Origin of the sequence: Pseudomonas sp. SBB6 (assembly GCF_024213215.1) — a bacterium.
GTDB lineage: Bacteria > Pseudomonadota > Gammaproteobacteria > Pseudomonadales > Pseudomonadaceae > Aquipseudomonas > Aquipseudomonas donghuensis.
Genome location: NZ_JANAVH010000003.1, coordinates 65869 through 79798 on the forward strand (window position 1 = coordinate 65869; position 13930 = coordinate 79798).

The 13930-nt window shown below is 61.8% G+C and carries 6 protein-coding genes; 3 read left to right on the forward strand and 3 right to left on the reverse strand.

Going from position 1 to position 13930, the window contains the following annotated elements; translation table 11 throughout:
* Nucleotides 1–61: 61 nt before the first annotated feature.
* Nucleotides 62–2200, reverse strand: coding sequence for a DNA helicase RecQ (gene recQ, locus NLX68_RS06420; protein WP_254283362.1), 2139 nt, complete (start codon nucleotides 2198–2200; stop codon nucleotides 62–64).
* A 245-nt stretch (nucleotides 2201–2445) separates the two neighbouring features.
* Here recQ and NLX68_RS06425 point away from each other — a divergent pair, with 245 nt between their 5' ends.
* Nucleotides 2446–3033, forward strand: coding sequence for a YecA family protein (locus NLX68_RS06425; protein ID WP_010223045.1), 588 nt, complete (start codon nucleotides 2446–2448; stop codon nucleotides 3031–3033).
* A 10-nt stretch (nucleotides 3034–3043) separates the two neighbouring features.
* Entirely contained in the window at nucleotides 3044–3409 is a 366-nt protein-coding gene (locus tag NLX68_RS06430; protein ID WP_254283363.1) for a YbaN family protein, read from the forward strand.
* A 24-nt stretch (nucleotides 3410–3433) separates the two neighbouring features.
* Here the strand turns inward: NLX68_RS06430 and NLX68_RS06435 are convergent, their stop codons facing one another.
* Nucleotides 3434–12028 carry a retention module-containing protein gene (locus NLX68_RS06435; protein ID WP_254283364.1) on the reverse strand — a complete coding sequence of 2865 codons (8595 nt, stop codon included), beginning with the start codon at nucleotides 12026–12028 and terminating at the stop codon, nucleotides 3434–3436.
* A 379-nt stretch (nucleotides 12029–12407) separates the two neighbouring features.
* On the reverse strand, nucleotides 12408–12590 hold the full coding sequence (locus NLX68_RS06440) for a hypothetical protein (protein WP_254283710.1): 183 nt from the start codon (nucleotides 12588–12590) through the stop codon (nucleotides 12408–12410).
* Here NLX68_RS06440 and NLX68_RS06445 point away from each other — a divergent pair.
* Complete coding sequence (locus NLX68_RS06445) at nucleotides 12547–13920, forward strand: TolC family outer membrane protein (RefSeq protein WP_254283365.1); 1374 nt, start codon at nucleotides 12547–12549, stop codon at nucleotides 13918–13920. The genes NLX68_RS06440 and NLX68_RS06445 overlap by 44 nt on opposite strands.
* Nucleotides 13921–13930 lie beyond the last annotated feature (10 nt).

Sequence of the window (13930 nt, forward strand, 5' to 3'; positions counted from 1 at the left end):
AGCAAGGTTCATACGGCTGGCAGTGCTTCGATAATCGTTATAAATGATGACAAAGCCGGGTTTACATCTCGAATTCGGCCGCCAGCGCAGCCCGCACGCAATACAGCACGCCTTCGGGCACCCGTGCGCCAAACTGTTCGGCAATGGCTGACACCGGCGGCAGCTCGCCTTCACCATCGAGGAAGGCATCCTGTATCTCGCCCAACAGCTCTTCCGGCAGGTCCAGGGCCTGGTCCAGCGACAGCTCCTGGCGGCCGATGGCTTCGGCGAGCAAGCTGTAGACGTTCTTTTCGCTGCAGTTCAACTGCCCGGCGATCTGCATCGGGGTCATGCCGGCACGGGCCAGGCTGACCAGTTCGTGGCGCAGGTCGGTGACGATCTTCGGCGCCTCGACGCCACCGCCCAGCACTTCGAGGAAGGCCTCGCCGTAGCGCTCCAGCTTGCGCGCGCCAACACCGCTGACCCGGCCCATTTCGCTGAGGCTGGTGGGCTGGCTGCGCAGCATTTCCAGCAGGGTCGAGTCGGGGAAGATCACATATGGCGGTACGCCGTGCTCTTCTGCCAACTTGCGCCGCAGCGCCCGCAGGGCTTCCCACTGCTCGCGCTCGTCGCCGCGCACCAACTGGCTGGCCGGGCTGCCGCCACTGCTGCTGCCGCCCTTGCTGCTGGTTTGTGGCTTGAGGTCCTTGCGCAACTCAAGGCTGACTTCGCCGCGCAACAACGGCCGGCAGTTGTCGGACAGGCGCAGGCCACCGTAGCCTTCGAGGTCGATGTCGGCCAGGCCGCGTGCCACCAGCTGGCGGAACAGCGAGCGCCAGTCGTGCTCGGAGCGGTCCTTGCCGACGCCATATACGGCGAGCTTCTCGTGGCCGAAGTTGCGGATCTTTTCGTTATCTCGACCGAGCAATACATCCACCAGGTGGCCAACACCATAGCGCTGACCGGTGCGATAGACCGCCGACAGCGCCTGGCGCGCAGGCTCGGTGGCGTCCCAGGTCTGCACGCCATCGATGCAGTTGTCGCAATGACCGCACGGCTGGGGCAGCTCTTCGTCGAAGTAGTTGAGCAGGGTCTGACGGCGGCAGCGGGTTTCTTCGCACAGGGCCAGCATGGCATCGAGCTTGTGTTGCTCGATGCGCTTGTGGCGCTCGTCGCCCTCGGAGTTCTGCAGCATCTGCTTGAGCATCACCATGTCCTGCAGGCCGTAGGCCATCCAGGCGTCGGCAGGCAGGCCGTCACGACCGGCACGGCCAGTTTCCTGGTAGTAGGCCTCGAGCGACTTGGGCAGGTCCAGGTGGGCGACAAAGCGTACGTTGGGTTTGTCGATGCCCATGCCGAAGGCGATGGTGGCGACCATGATCAGGCCTTCCTCGTTGAGGAAGCGCCGCTGGTTGGAGGCCCGGGTCTCGGCAGGCAGGCCGGCGTGGTAAGGCAGGGCCGGGAAGCCCTGCTCACACAGGTAGGCGGCCACATCGTCGACCTTCTTGCGCGACAGGCAGTAGACGATACCGGCGTTGCCACGCCGCTCGCCGAGGAACGCCAGCAACTGCTTGCGCGGCTGCTCCTTGGGCACGATGCGGTAGAAGATGTTCGGCCGATCGAAACTCGACAGGAAGCGCTCGGCGTTCTGCAGGTGCAGGCGGGTGACGATCTCTTCGCGAGTGCGCATGTCCGCGGTGGCGGTCAGGGCAATGCGCGGCACATTCGGGAACAGCTCGGCCAGTTGCCCCAGTTGCAGGTACTCGGGACGGAAGTCATGGCCCCATTGCGATACGCAGTGGGCTTCGTCGATGGCGAACAGGGCGATGTCGAGGGTGCGCAGAAACTCCAGCATGCGCGGCTGCACCAGGCGCTCGGGGGCCAGGTAGAGCATCTTCACCTCGCCCCGGCGGATACGCCCGGCCAGCTCGCGCTGCTGCTCGGCGCTGAGGGTGGAATTCAGCGAGGCGGCGGCGACGCCCAGCTCGTCGAGGGTCGCCACCTGGTCATCCATCAACGCGATCAGCGGCGACACCACCACCGCCAGGCCCGGGCGCAGCAGGGCCGGGACCTGGAAGCACAGCGACTTGCCGCCACCGGTGGGCATCAGTACCAGCGCATCGCCACCCTTGGCCACGCACTCGATGATCGCACCCTGGCGTCCCCGAAAGCTGTCGTAACCGAAGATGTCCTTGAGGACGCGCTGAGCCTGTTCGAGCATAAAAACTCCAAAAATCGCAGAACCATCCTGGGCACAGGCTGGACGAAAAACCCGCTGGCAACACGCAAAAATGCGTAAGCGGCTTTTACCCGACCCCCGAGTTGCGAGGGCCCTGGGATAAAAGCCGGGCATTATACCGGAGCCTGCGACCTTGCAGGATGCTCTGCGATAGACGTCTTCCTTTGCATCGTTTGCGCTGCAAGGTGCTAGAATTCAGTATCGTTTATTCCCAAGGTAGCCCCGTAATGTCCTTCGCCGAGCAACTGACCCGCCTGCAAGCCTTCCTCGACGCCGACGAGCTGCACGAAGAGGCGCTGGACTACGTGGCCGCTCACGGCTTCCTGACCGCGCTGTCGATTGGTGCCGAGGAAATCCCCGAGCGCGAATGGATCGATGCCCTGTTCGCCGAAGAGCCGCATTACAAGGATGACGCCCAGCGTCAGGACATCGAAGCCACGCTGATCCAGCTCAAAGCCCACGTTGCCCGCCAACTGGCCAGCGACGAGGAATTCGAGCTGCCTTGCGACCTGGACCTGGGTGACGACCCGGATGACTCCGACCTGCGCGGCTGGTGCATCGGCTTCATGGAAGGCGTATTCATGCGCGAGGAAGCCTGGTTCGAGACCGCTGAAGAAGAAGTCAGTGAAATGCTCCTGCCGATCATGGTCGGTTCCGGCCTGTTCGATGAACAGCCAGAGTTCGCCGACATCGCCAGCGACGCCAACCTGATGGACGACATGATCGTGCAGATCCCGGAAGCCCTGACTGCGCTGTACCTGCTGCTGCACGCACCGGACGAAAAACCGGCACTGCTCAAGCCTCGCCACCACTGAGTCGGCGTCAATGCGCTACCTGCTGCTGGCCACCGGCTGGCTCAGCGTTGCGCTGGGGGTGATCGGGATCTTCCTGCCGGTGCTACCCACCACCCCGTTCCTGCTCCTGGCCGCTGCGTGCTTTGCGCGCAGCTCGCCGCGCTTTCACCACTGGCTGGTCAACCACCCGCGGCTGGGGCCGTGGATTCGTGACTACCTCAATGGCGAAGGCATTCCCCTCAAAGGCAAGGTCTACGCCATCGGCCTGATGTGGCTGAGCATCGGCCTGTCCTGCTACCTGGTACCGCTGATCTGGGCACGAGGGTTCATGCTCACCAGCGCGGTGCTGGTGAGCATTTACATCTTGCGGCAAAAGACCCTGCGGCGTCCGTCCTGAGCCAGCTCCCACAGGTCTACACAGTCAGACGGTGTCCACCTTCAACGAATTATCATTGAGCATGCCGTTGATGATCGTCGCCGTGTCCTGCCCTGCCGCGATCACCCCGCCGGCCCCTGCCGTCACACCATAGTGCTGGGCCAGGTTGACGCCCTCCAGGTCGATGGTCTGGGTTGGCGCCGCCCCCGCCACCGAGCTGACCTCGATGGTCGACACAACGCTGGCGCCACTGCCGGTGACCTTGAAGTGCAGGTAATCATCCAGCGACGCTGTCGTCGCATTCTCACCCTGCAGCAGTTGCGACAGGTCCAGGTGATCGGTGCCCGGGGTAAAGTCGGTGACCACGTCATGGCCGCTGTTGCCCTGCTGATACAGGAAGGTATCGCTGCCCGTGCCTCCCGTCAGGGTGTTGTTGCCCGGCCCGCCGATCAATACATCGTCGCCGTCACCCCCTATCAGGGTGTCGTTACCCAAGCCGCCATTGAGCACGTTGGCATTGTCGTTACCGGTCAGGCTGTCGTCGTAGTCCGAACCGATCAGGTTTTCGATCGCCGCCAGGGTGTCAGTGCCCGCGCCACCGGTATTCTGCGCACCGGCTGTACCCAGGTTGACCGTCACCGCACTGCCTGCACTGGCATAGCTGGCGGTGTCGATACCCGCGCCACCGTCGAGCAGGTCGTTGCCGGTACCACCGATCAACAGGTCGTTGCCATCGCCACCGTAGAGGAAATCGTTGCCATCCCCACCGACCAGCACATCATTGCCCGCCCCGGCATTGAGGGTGTCGTTGCCGGCACCTGCCAGCAGGGTGTCGTCGCCGCCGGTACCGGTGAGGGTGTTGCCCACCTGGTACGTGATGTCGACATTGCCGGTGCCGGTGCCGCCATGCCCGTCGCTGACGGTGTAAGTGCCGTAGGCGGTTTCGTTCTGCGCATTGGAATAGTCAACCGTCATGGTCAACGCGTAGTTTTCCGCAGCGGTGGAACCGTTACTGTTGGCCAGGTTGACCAGGTGGATGCTGTAGACGCCAGCATGGCTGGCGGTGAAGGCGCCACCGTCAGCGATGGTCTGATAGCTGCCGCTGTCATCCTTCCACTCCATCAGGATGTTGCCGGCCGCCAGATCGTGATCGAGAGTCAGCGTCTCGCCTTTTTTCAAGGTGACGGTCAATACGTCCTCATCGTTGGCGTTGCCCGCCTTCACTGCCCCCAGGTAACCATTGACGATCAAAGCCGCGGTCATGCTATTGGCCGGGCCGCTGAAGGAGCTGCGCGGCAGATCCCGCAGCCGGTTGCCGCTGCTGCTGTTGGTGCCATTGAAGCTCACCGTCGGCGTACCGCTGCCCACCGTAAAGCCCGTGCCCGTGGCCTCCCAGCCGGTATTGAACGTGGTCGTCGAAGGCACGCTGAGGCGGTCATGGTTGGCATCGCTGTCGTTGGCCAACAGCACCTCGGCTGACACGGTGATGCTGCTCGAAAGGATGTTGCTGATGATATGGTCGGCCCCGGCCACTGGCGCGGTATTGGCATAGACATTGATCATCAGGTTGGCGCTGGCGGTATCGCCATCGTTGTCACTGACCACGAAACCGATCTGCTCGACCTGGCTGCTGCCGCTGTCTTTAGGTGGCGTGTAGGTAAAATCGCCGGTGTCCATGTTGACCACGATGCTGCCACCTATCGCGGTCTTCACGGTGATGCTGTTAGTACCGGTATCGAAGGTGCCGCGGTCCGCCGCACCGCTGGTGGCATAGGAGCCTGCGCCGCTGTTGCCCGTGGGATCGAAGGTGTAGGTAGTGCCGTCAATCACCAACGACTTGATGAAGCCGCCGTCAGCGCCAAACTCGCCACCACTCATCAGGCTGCCGGTGATCGGCGCGCCCTGTACGGTGCCGGACAGCACCGAGTTGAGCTGGTTGAGGTCGGTGACCACGGTGGCATTGGTGTCAGTGTGGGTGCTGCCATCGTAGGACAACGGGTTGAGGTTGCCGGCGTTGACGCCACCGCCAAGACCAATGGCAAAGGACTTGATGCCGTTGCTGTCGAGGAAGCTCTCCCAAGCCTCTTCCCGTGGCGCAGTGATGGAATGGCCCGAGGTCGGTTCGCCATCGGAGAAGAAGTACACGATGTTCTGCGCACCGGTAATTTTGCCACCCGTGGTGTAGGCCGACTGCGCCGAGTTGACTGCCGAGTCGTAATAGGTCGAACCACCTGCACTCAGGCCGTTGACGATAGCCTTGGCCTGGTCGACGGTCACCCATACGGCTGAAGGCTGGTTGGCCCCCGTGGAAAACGTCACCAGCTGGACCTTCACGTCGCCCATTTCATCGTACTTGTCGAGCAAGGCATTGATGGCCTGCTTGGCCAGCTGCATGCGCGTCAGCCCTGGCACGCCAGAGGCTTCACCCATACTGCCGGAGACGTCGATCACCAACAGCAGGTTGGAGTCCACCTGCCCCGGGGTAACCGAGCGTTCGGCCCCCACTGCACTCGGCACGTCGTCGACGATCTTCACATCGATCGTCGCGTTGGCTGAACTGCCATCGGTGTCGGTAGCGACGACATTGATGCTCTCGTTCAGATTATTGATGCCATTGGCGTTCGGGTGGTTTTCGTTGTCGAGCAAGGTGTAGGTGTAACTGACCACTCCGGTAGCCGGGTTGTAGCCGGTGATGGTGATGGAGTTACCCAGCGGTGTAGTCCCCGTCTGCGGGAAGCCATTGACAACGCCGCCACTGACGACGCCGACACCACCGACGGTCAGGCTCTGCAGGCCATCGGGGGCCGTCACGGTAAAACTGCCGGACTGGGTCAGGGCCGGAGAGTCGGGGCTGGTGCCGTCACTGAGGTTCTTCTCGTAGACGGTCAGTTCACCACCATTGACGTTCAGGCCGTCAAGGGTCACCGGGTTGTCCAGGTTGCTGACATTGAGTTTCAGCGTCGCCGTGCTGGTATCGCCATCGGCATCGCGCAAGGTGTAGGTGAAACTCTCGACGCTATTGCCACCGCCATGCAGGTTGATGAAGTCCTGGTCGCCAGGGTTCAGGGTGTAGGTGTAGGAGCCATCAGCTGCCAGCACCAGAGTGCCGTAGGTACCAGTGAAGGTGCCTGGAGTAATCGGTCCGGTTACGCGGTCGGCACCTTGAACGTCATTGGTCAGCACATTACCGGTCAAGGTCAGCTGCACTTCGCTGGCAGTGGCCGCGTTAGTGTCGTTAACGGCGCTCGGCAGATCATCGACGATGTTGACGTCGATACTGCCAGTGGCGCTGCTGCCGTCGGTATCGGTGGCAGTAACGGTGAAACTTTCGCTGAGGCTGTTGGCACCGTTGGCCGTAGGGTGATTCTCATTGTCGAGCAAGGTATAGCTGTAAGTCACCACGCCGGTGGCCGGGTTGTAGTCGGTGATGGTCAGGGTGTTGCCCAGCGCCGTGGTCGCCGATTGCGGGAAGCCACTGGCCACCCCGCCGCTGACTACAGTAATGCCGCCGACGGTCAGGGTTTGCACGCCGTCCAGCGCCGTCACGGTAAAGCTTCCACTCTGGGTCAGGGCCGCATTGCTTGGGCTGCTGCCATCGCTGAGGTTGCTCTCGTAGACGGTCAGTTCACCACCGTTGACGTTCAGGCCATCGAGGGTCACCGGGTCGTTGAGGTTGCCGACGTTGAGCACCAGGTTGGCGCTGGACACATCGCCATCGGCATCGGTCAAGGTGTAGGTGAAGGTCTCGATGCCGTTGCCGCCACCGTGCAGGTTCTTGAAGTCGGCGTCGTTGGTGTCGAGGGTGTAGGTGTAGGAACCGTCAGCAGCCAGCACCAGGGTACCGTAGGTACCCGCGAAGGTACCGGCGGTAATCGGCCCGGTCGGCACACGATCTGCGCCCTGCGCGTCGTTGCTCAACACGTTACCGGTTAGGGTCAACTGATTCTCGGTGGCGGTGACAGCATTGGTATCGCCGGCTGCGCTCGGCAGATCATCGACGATATTGACGTCGATACTGCCAGTGGCGCTGCTGCCGTCGGTATCGGTGGCGGTAACGGTGAAACTTTCGCTGAGGCTGTTGGCACCGTTGGCATTCGGGTGCGCCTCGTTGTCGAGCAAGGTATAGCTGTAAGTCACCACGCCGGTGGCCGGGTTGTAGTCGGTGATGGTCAGGGTGTTGCCCAGTGCAGTGGTCGCCGACTGCGGGAAGCCACTGGCCACCCCGCCGCTGACTACAGTAATGCCGCCGACGGTCAGGGTTTGCACGCCGTCCAGCGCCGTCACGGTAAAGCTTCCACTCTGGGTCAGGGCCGCATTGCTTGGGCTGCTGCCATCGCTGAGGTTGTTCTCGTAGACGGTCAGTTCACCACCGTTTACGTTCAGGCCGTCGAGGGTCACCGGGTCGTTGAGGTTGCCGACGTTGAGCACCAGGTTGGCGGTGCTGGTGTCTCCGTCGGCATCCTTCAGGGTGTAGGTGAAGGTCTCGATGCCGTTGCCACCACCGTGCAGGTTGAAGAAGTCCGGATCAGCGGTGTTCAGCGTATAGGTGTAGGAACCGTCAGCAGCCAGCACCAGGGTGCCGTAGGTACCGACGAAGGTGTCGGCGGTAATTGGCCCGCTCGGAACACGGTCAGCACCCTGTACATCATTGGTCAGCACATTGCCCGTCAGCGTCAGTTGGTTCTCGGTAGCGATGACGGCGTTGGTATCGCCGGCTGCCGTCGGCAGATCATCGACGATGTTGACGTCGATACTGCCAGTGGCGCTGCTGCCGTCGGTATCGGTGGCGGTAACGGTGAAACTTTCGCTGAGGCTGTTGGCACCGTTGGCATTCGGGTGCGCCTCGTTGTCGAGCAAGGTATAGCTGTAAGTCACCACGCCGGTGGCCGGGTTGTAGTCGGTGATGGTCAGGGTGTTGCCCAACGCCGTGGTCGCCGACTGCGGGAAGCCGCTGACCACCCCGCCACTGACCACGCTAATGCCGCCGACGGTCAAGGTCTGCACGCCGTCCAGCGCCGTCACCGTGAAGCTACCCGTCTGAGTCAACGCAGGCGCATCCGGGCTGCTGCCGTCGCCCAGGTTCTTCTCATAGACGGTCAGCTCGCCACCCTCGACGTTCAAACCACCGAGAGTAACGGGATCGTTGAGGTTAGTGACGTTGAGCACCAGGTTGGCGGTGGACACATCGCCGTCAGCGTCAGTCAGGGTGTAGGTAAAAGTCTCGACACCATTACCGCCGCCATGCAGGTTGAAGAAGTCCGGATCGGCGGTATTGAGCGTATAGGTGTAGGAGCCGTCAGCAGCCAGCACCAGGGTGCCGTAGGTACCCACGAAAGTACCGGCGGTAATTGGCCCGCTCGGAACACGGTCAGCACCCTGTACATCATTGGTCAGCACATTGCCGGTCAGCGTCAGTTGGTTCTCGGTGGCGATAACAGCATTGGTATCGCCGGCTGCCGTCGGCAGATCATCGACGATGTTGACGTCGATGGCGCCACTGGCAGTGCTGCCGTCAGTGTCGGTCACACTGACCGTGAAGCTCTCTCCCAGGCTGTTAGTGCCGTTGGCCGTGGCGTGGGCTTCATTGTCGAGCAAGGTGTAGCTGTAGGTCACCACGCCAGTCGAGGCATCGTAGCCGGTGATGGTCAACGTATTACCCAACGCCGTGGTCGCCGACTGCGGGAAGCCGTTGGCCACCCCGCCACTGACCACGCTAATGCCGCCGACGGTCAAGGTCTGCACGCCGTCCAGCGCCGTCACCGTGAAGCTACCCGTCTGAGTCAACGCAGGCGCATCCGGGCTGCTGCCGTCGCCCAGGTTCTTCTCGTAGACGGTCAGCTCGCTACCCTCGACGTTCAAACCACCGAGAGTAACGGGATCGTTGAGGTTAGTGACGTTGAGCACCAGGTTGGCGGTGGACACATCGCCGTCAGCGTCAGTCAGGGTGTAGGTAAAAGTCTCGACACCATTACCGCCGCCATGCAGGTTGAAGAAGTCCGGATCGGCGGTATTGAGCGTATAGGTGTAGGAGCCGTCAGCAGCCAGCACCAGGGTACCGTAGTTACCGGCGAAGGTGCCGGCGGTAATTGGCCCGGTTGGCACGCGATCCGCGCCCTGCACGTCGTTGGTCAGCACGTTGCCAGTCAGGGTCAACTGGTTCTCAGTGGCGATGACAGCGTTGGCATCGCCCGCTGCCGTCGGCACATCGTCGACGATATTGACGTCGATGGCGCCACTGGCAGTGCTGCCGTCAGTGTCGGTCACACTGACCGTGAAGCTCTCTCCCAGGCTGTTAGTGCCGTTGGCCGTGGCGTGGGCTTCATTGTCGAGCAAGGTGTAGCTGTAGGTCACCACGCCAGTCGAGGCATCGTAGCCGGTGATGGTCAACGTATTACCCAACGCCGTGGTCGCCGACTGCGGGAAGCCGTTGGCCACTCCGCCGCTGACCACGCTGATGCCGCCGACGGTCAGGGTTTGCACGCCGTCCAGCGCCGTCACGGTAAAGCTGCCGCTCTGAGTCAGCGCCGCATTGCTTGGACTGCTGCCATCGCTGAGGTTGTTCTCGTAGACGGTCAGCTCGCCACCCTCGACGTTCAAACCACCGAGAGTAACGGGATCGTTGATGTTAGTGACGTTGAGCACCAGGTTGGCGGTGGACACATCGCCGTCAGCGTCAGTCAGGGTGTAGGTAAAAGTCTCGACACCATTACCGCCGCCATGCAGGTTGAAGAAGTCCGGATCGGCGGTATTGAGCGTATAGGTGTAGGAGCCGTCAGCAGCCAGCACCAGGGTACCGTAGTTACCGGCGAAGGTGCCGGCGGTAATTGGCCCGGTTGGCACGCGATCCGCGCCCTGCACGTCGTTGCTCAGCACGTTGCCAGTCAGGGTCAACTGGTTCTCAGTGGCGCTGACAGCGTTGGCATCGCTCGCTGTCGTCGGCACGTCATCGACAATGGAAACATCGATACTCATGCTCGCACTGCTGCCATCGGTGTCGGTGGCAACCACATTGAAACTCTCGCCAAGCGAGTTGCTGCCATTGGCAGTGGCATGCGCCTCACTGCCGTTCAGGGTATAGCTGTAGGTCACTTCACCGGTAGCCGGGTTGTAGCCGCTGACGGTCAGGGTATTGCCCAGTGCGGTCGTAAACGCTTGCGGGAAGCCATTGACCACCCCGCCGCTGATCACATTGATGCCACCAACCGTCAGTGATTGCAGGCCATCCGCTGCGGTCACGGTAAAGCTGCCGCTCTGGGTCAGCGCCACTGCATCGGGGCTGCTGCCAGCCGCCAGGTTTTTCTCGGACAGCACCAGCTCGCCACCGTTGATGCTCAGCCCGTTGAGCTCCACCGGATCATTGAGGTTGGTAACGTTCAGCACCAGGTTGGCGCTGGACACATCGCCATCGGCATCGGTCAGGGTGTAGGTAAAGGTCTCGATGCCGTTACCACCACCCTGCAGATTGAAGAAGTCCGGATCGGCAGTGTTCAGCGTGTAGGTGTAGGAACCGTCGGCCGCCAACAGCAGAGTGCCGTAGGTACCGGTGAAGGTGCCGGCGGTGATCGGCCCGCTCGGTACTCGGTCTGCGCCCTGCACGTCGTTGCTCAGCACATTGCCGGTCAGGGTCAGTTGGCTCTCGGTCGCGGTGACGGCATTGGTATCGGCCAGCGCCCGCGGCACATCGTCAATCACTGCGATGTCCAGTGAGCCACTGGCGACGTCGCCATCAGTGTCACTGACCAGTACCGCGATGCTTTCGCCGAGCCCGTTGGCGCCAGCGCCGCTGGTGTGGGTCTCGGCACCGTTGAGGGTGTAGCTGTAGCTGACCACACCGGTCGCAGGGTCATAGCCGGTGATGGTCAGCCCATTGCCCAGGCCGGTGGTGATCGACTGGCCAACCCCCGTCACCGCACCCGCGGTAACAACGTTGATGCCACCGACATTGAGGTTGAACACCCCATCCGGCGCCTGCACCGTGAAACTGCCCACCTGGGTCAGCGCCGCCGGATCGCTGGCCGAACCCTGGGGCAGATGGGCCTCGTTCAACGACAGCTCGCCGCCCTCGACGGCGAGCCCTTCGATGCTGACCGGGTTGTCGACCACAGGCAGCGGCGGTGCGTCGTTATTGGTGTTGATCAGACCGACGTCCAGCTCCGGCAACTCGGGAAAGCCATTGAAACCCGCAGTAGGAAAGCCAATTTGCGGATCAACGCGCCCGGCCACCTCGTCAAGAATCACAAAAGTATGCCCGCCCCCCAGTGCACCCGGGGCACCGCCAGTACCTGGGCCGGCCGCAGTGGGGTCGGCGTCCTGGGTCGGGTCGGCACCGGCGGCGATGGCTTGCTGGAGTTTTTCCACGTCGGTCAGCTGGGCCTGGCTGGGGGTCAGCGCCTGCGGTGTGTCGGCATGAGGCGCGTGGTTGGCCAGTAGTTCAGGGGTCAGGGTCAGACTGCTACCGCGGCCAAGGGTCAGTTCAGCACCGTTCTGCAGGTGGACGGCGACAGCGCCCGCCAGGCCTGTGTCCAACTGCTCACCGGCATACAGCCGATCGCCTTCAACCAGCACCCGGCGGCTGCCATCGCTGCCTACAGCGAAGACTTCACCCACCACCTTGCTGACGATACCGATTAACTTAGCCATGAGCGCACTCCTCCACTGCAAGTCGGTTGATTGCAGCAAACGTGCGCTGAACATTGCGTGACCACCCCGGCGGGATTACCCCGGGCTAGCGCTGAAACAGCCCAGCGGGCGCTATGATTTCAATGAAATCAATGACTTCGCCTACCAGTGCCGTGGTGAACGTGATTGAACGAAGTGGCCAAGTGACATGTGCCAATAAATTGTCGCCAAACTTCGCCCCGCCTCCATCCCCTCCGCTACATCCATGCCCTTTGCTGCAAAACACGGGAACTTCCTCCGACGCCCGATAAAATGCACCCTAGCGCTGATTCCACGGGCTGTCTGATATGAACAATGTCGCGGATTTCTTAGACCGCATAAGTTTTTTTTCGCATAACCCTTATGAAGAAATCTTCTTAGCTTCACGCGTAAATGTTCTTAGCTCTGTTGTTACAAGCCTGATACGGTTTGAACTCAGGTTTTCGTCACTTTTTTGACGAATCGCAGGACCATTACTAGAAATCAGGGAGATGTAACCCATGCGCGTTTTGACCCCCATCACCAGCGCAATTCTGTTGGCCATGGCATGTTCCAGTGCCCAGGCGATGTCAATTAATGAAGCTGTGCAAAGCGCCGTGGATAACCATCCGGAAATCAATGCCAGCAGGAACAGTCGGCTGTCGGCCGATGAAGACGTGAAGTTCGCCAGAGGCGGTTACTTCCCCAGAGTCGACCTGGTGGCCGGCTACGGTCGGCAACGTTCCGACAACACCAATACCCGTGGCTTCAACGCCGACGGCACGCGTAACCACAATAAAGAGACACTGACCTACACCCAGTCCGACTTGCGCCTGCGGCAGATGCTCTTCGATGGCTTCAATACCCCCAACGAAGTCAACCGTACGGAAGCTGTGGTGAATTCGCGCGCCTACTACACCCAGGCCACCGCCCAGTCCGTCGCCCTGAGCGCCATCGAGGTGTATCTTGAAGTGCTCAAACGCCGAGAGCTGGTAACCCTGGCCAAGAACAACCTGCAAGCGCACCTGCGGGTCAACGACCAGATCGGCCTGCGCAGCGAGCGTGGCGTCGGCAGCATCGCCGACCGCGACCAGTCCACTGCCCGTCGCGCCTTGGCGGAAAACAACCTGTACACCGCCGAGGTCGACCTGGCCGATGCCGAGGCCAGGTTCTATAGCGTCGTCGGTCGCCCGGCCGATGAGCTGGAAACCCCGGTGACCATCAAGGGCGAAGTGCCTGGCGACCTGGGGGCTGCGCGCCAGGACATGCTCGACAACAACCCCTACCTGAAATCCGCCCAGGCCGACGTCAATGCGGCCGAGCAGCAATACGAAGTGGCCAAGTCGCCGTTCTACCCGCGCCTGGACGCGGTGCTGGCCACCGGGGCTGACAACAACGTTGCAGGCCAACGAGGCCATGCCAACAACGACTGGCAGGCCGGTGTCGAGCTCAACTACAACCTGTTCCGCGGCGGCAGCGACAAGGCCCGCCTGCAGTCCGATGCGCACAAGATCAACCAGGCCATGGACATCCGCAATAACGCCCTGCGCCAGCTCAACGAAGACCTGGCGCTGTCATGGAACGCCATGAACAACGCCCGCGTACAACTGCCAGCAGCGCGCGAATACGCCGAGACCACCACCCGTGTGCGGGCCGCCTACCAGGATCAGTTCGGCCTCGGCCAACGCACCCTGCTCGACCTGCTCGACAGTGAAAACGAGCTGTACAACGCCAACCGCCGCTACACCGAAGTGCGCTACACCGAAGAGTTCTCCATGTACCGGGTACTGGCCAACATGGGTGAGCTGTTGAGCAAGCAGCGCATCTCGCTGCCAGCCGAAGCGATCGCCAAGAGCGAAGTGAAGAGCGAGGCGCGCTTGCCCGATATGCGCTAATCCCCTCCAC

What these genes read in the sequence shown, in the direction of transcription:
- recQ (WP_254283362.1), bottom strand. Translation starts at nt 2,200, where the DNA reads ATGCTCGAACAGGCTCAGCGCGTCCTCAAGGACATCTTCGGTTACGAC.
- NLX68_RS06425 (WP_010223045.1), top strand. Translation starts at nt 2,446, where the DNA reads ATGTCCTTCGCCGAGCAACTGACCCGCCTGCAAGCCTTCCTCGACGCC.
- NLX68_RS06430 (WP_254283363.1), top strand. Translation starts at nt 3,044, where the DNA reads ATGCGCTACCTGCTGCTGGCCACCGGCTGGCTCAGCGTTGCGCTGGGG.
- NLX68_RS06435 (WP_254283364.1), bottom strand. Translation starts at nt 12,028, where the DNA reads ATGGCTAAGTTAATCGGTATCGTCAGCAAGGTGGTGGGTGAAGTCTTC.
- NLX68_RS06445 (WP_254283365.1), top strand. Translation starts at nt 12,547, where the DNA reads ATGCGCGTTTTGACCCCCATCACCAGCGCAATTCTGTTGGCCATGGCA.
- NLX68_RS06440 (WP_254283710.1), bottom strand. Translation starts at nt 12,590, where the DNA reads ATGGCCAACAGAATTGCGCTGGTGATGGGGGTCAAAACGCGCATGGGT.